Source organism: Oleiphilus sp. HI0066, from assembly GCF_001635725.1.
In genome coordinates, this window is record NZ_LWFH01001142.1 from 1 (window position 1) to 1798 (window position 1798).

At 42.9% G+C, this 1798-nt stretch carries 3 protein-coding genes; all 3 read right to left on the reverse strand.

Annotated elements, in window-relative coordinates; all coding sequences use genetic code 11:
• A partial coding sequence (coxB, locus tag A3738_RS15050) for a cytochrome c oxidase subunit II (RefSeq protein WP_068763699.1) occupies window positions 1-850 on the reverse strand: 850 nt, incomplete at its 3' end.
• Between the two features lie 214 nt (window positions 851-1064).
• A complete protein-coding gene (locus tag A3738_RS15055) occupies window positions 1065-1310 on the reverse strand; it encodes a YheV family putative zinc ribbon protein (RefSeq protein WP_068475886.1) in 246 nt (81 codons plus the stop codon).
• A 3-nt stretch (window positions 1311-1313) separates the two neighbouring features.
• Window positions 1314-1798: M3 family metallopeptidase (locus tag A3738_RS15060; RefSeq protein WP_231876662.1), on the reverse strand; the 485-nt coding region annotated here is incomplete at its 5' end.

Sequence of the window (1798 nt, forward strand, 5' to 3'; positions counted from 1 at the left end):
CGTATACTTTTTCTCCGCGTTCCATCTGTTCTTCTAAGGTGAAGGTGAGTTTGGCAAGTTCTGCTGCCGCTTTTGCTTCTTCTTGTTTTTGTGCAAGCCAATCATCGTATTCGGATTGTTCGACTGCACGCACGACAACAGGCATAAAGCCGTGATCTTTACCGCAGAGCTCTGTACATTGACCGCGATATACTCCCGGCTCATTAATACGTGTCCAGCTCTCATTAATAAAACCAGGAATGGCATCTTTTTTAACCGCAAAATCAGGAATCCACCATGAGTGAATCACGTCATTTGCCGTAATTAAGAAGCGAATTTTTTTACCAACCGGCACAACGAGCTCGTTATCTACTTCTAATAGATAATTTTCGTTTTTCTCTTGTGCGTTATAGATTTCTTCTTTGGGTGTGGACATGTTGCTGAAGAAATCGACCCCTGAGCCCAAATACTCGTAACGCCATTTCCATTGGTAGCCAGTGATTTTGATATCCACATCAGCATCACTAGTGTCGTACATTTCAACAAGTGTTTTGGTCGCTGGAATTGCCATGACAACCAGAATAATTACAGGAACGATCGTCCAAATAATTTCTATCGTGGTATTTTCATGAAAATTCGAAGCTACCGCGCCTTTACTCTTACGGTGCTTAAAGATCGAATAGAACATCACCCCAAACACTACGACACCAATTGCCACACAAATCCAAAAAATGGTCATGTGCAAGTCATAGACTGAGTGACTAATGTCCGTCACTCCGCGAGGCATATTCAATCCATACTCTGCGCTTACATCCGCTGCATAAATTGCAGACAGCAGCAGACTCAGCGCCTTTACTAGGCGTGATCGCATACGGGTCTCCACAGATTATTATTTTTGTTCCTGTGAGGCTTCCTACTACTAACTACTTAACTACTTCAAAGAAGCTCAAGTAACAGTTGGATTTATTTTTATTGCCCTTTGAGTATAGCGAGCTGCATTTTGAAATCGCAACGCCTTTTAGGCCTTTTTTGTTCTTTTTTTGAGCTTTTTTTTCGAACAGTGCTTTGCGACACGAAAGTTTTGTTTACTTTTTGATCAAATCTTGAGGGTCGAGCAATTTTACAACGCTCACTTCTTCTTGTTCGGTAGGTTCTTCAAATTGATTAACGCGTGTTTTTAATTCATCCGGCGAAACATTTGCAACGAGTGCTTCTGTAAAACCACAAGCCACACACTCGCGAACCGTTTTGCCATTTTCTTGAAAAGATACGAGGCGGTCCATTTCTCCGCAACGCGGACAAACTGCACCCGCTATAAAACGTTTTGTCATGGTTTAAGCACCCATTTGTTTGAGCAAAGCTTCAGAGCTAGGCATTCTACCTCTAAACGACTCAAACATCTCGCCTACATCACGCGAACCACCACATTCTAGTATTTCGTTTCTAAAGCGCAGGCCAGTCTGCTGATTGAACACGCCCTCTTCCTCAAAGGCTGAGAAAGCATCCGCAGACAACAGCTCTGCCCACTTATAACTGTAATAACCCGCCGCATAACCGCCTGCGAAAATATGCGTAAACGCGTTAGCAAAACGTGCGAATGATGGAACAGGCACAACGGATATATCTGCTTGCGTGCGTTCTAGTAGCCCTTGTATATCGGTTTTATCCTTTTGATATTCATGATGTAAACAGAAATCAAACAAGCCAAATTCCAATTGACGAACAGTCTGCATTCCAGCCATAAAGCTCTTGGCTTTCATCATCTTTTCAATCAATGCGTCAGGCAAGCTCTCCTTGTCATCGACATGTGACGACAAAA

Excerpts from the sequence above, each read along its gene's own strand:
- A3738_RS15055 (WP_068475886.1), bottom strand. The coding sequence starts at position 1,310 with ATGACAAAACGTTTTATAGCGGGTGCAGTTTGTCCGCGTTGCGGAGAA.